This window comes from Paenibacillus sp. 203, assembly GCF_037027525.1.
Taxonomy (GTDB): domain Bacteria; phylum Bacillota; class Bacilli; order Paenibacillales; family Paenibacillaceae; genus Paenibacillus; species Paenibacillus polymyxa_B.
Genome location: NZ_JAXCHD010000054.1, coordinates 1 through 427, shown reverse-complemented (window position 1 = coordinate 427; position 427 = coordinate 1). Strand labels below are relative to the sequence as shown.

General features: G+C 48.5%; 1 rRNA gene. It reads right to left on the bottom strand.

The annotated features are described in order from the left end of the window. Nucleotides 1-202 precede the first annotated feature (202 nt). A 23S ribosomal RNA gene (locus WA407_RS26345) occupies nucleotides 203-427 on the bottom strand; the annotation flags it as partial.

The window sequence follows — 427 nt, the reverse complement described above, 5'->3', positions numbered from 1 at the left end:
GTCGTGTTCGGGATGGGTACGTGTGGAACCCCTCCGCTATCGCCACCAAACATGAATTTGCTGTGCAAATTCTTCCGTATGGTTATTCGGTTCATCACTTATCGTGTGAATGAATAGCCATGCGCTTGTTGTATGTATTTCTACATACCTTCAAGGTTACACCCTGAAAACTGGATCCGAAACTCATTTGCGTTTTATTCTTTAGGATAAGCCCTCGACCGATTAGTATTGGTCAGCTCCATGCATTACTGCACTTCCACCCCCAACCTATCTACCTCGTCGTCTTCAAGGGGTCTTACTAATTGGGAAATCTCATCTTGAGGGGGGCTTCACGCTTAGATGCTTTCAGCGCTTATCCCTTCCGTACATAGCTACCCAGCGGTGCTCCTGGCGGAACAACTGGTACACCAGCGGTACGTCCATCCCG